This window comes from Paraburkholderia sp. BR10954 (assembly GCF_040965775.1).
In the GTDB taxonomy this organism is placed as follows: domain Bacteria; phylum Pseudomonadota; class Gammaproteobacteria; order Burkholderiales; family Burkholderiaceae; genus Paraburkholderia; species Paraburkholderia youngii.
On the sequence record NZ_JBFRCK010000265.1, the window covers coordinates 1 to 336 of the forward strand.

At 49.4% G+C, this 336-nt stretch carries 1 protein-coding gene; it reads left to right on the forward strand.

Features of this window, described 5'->3' with window-relative positions:
- On the forward strand, nt 1-336 hold a 336-nt coding region (locus AB4Y34_RS42180), incomplete at both ends, for a DPP IV N-terminal domain-containing protein (RefSeq protein WP_368719347.1).

A 336-nucleotide genomic window follows, 5' to 3' on the forward strand; every position in this document is an offset into this window, starting at 1 on the left:
TTACGTCTTCTCATCCCTAAAGTGGTCCCCTGACTCCAATCACCTCGCAGGTTACCGTGTCGCCCTCGGCCAACCGCGTCAAATCATGCTTGTCAATTCCTCAGCAACAAACCATCAAGCCAGGTATAAGCCAATAGCGTATCCCAAAGCGGGAGATATTCTTCCGCGACCGCAACCGGTACTATTCGACATAGTCAACAAGCGCCTGGTCAATATCGACAATGCTTTGTTCCCGAATCCTTTTGACCTTTCCCAAATTAATTGGTGGAAGGATGGGAGAGGCTTTACATTTGAGTACAACCAACGCGGCCATCAGCTCTACCGAGTAATCGAGGT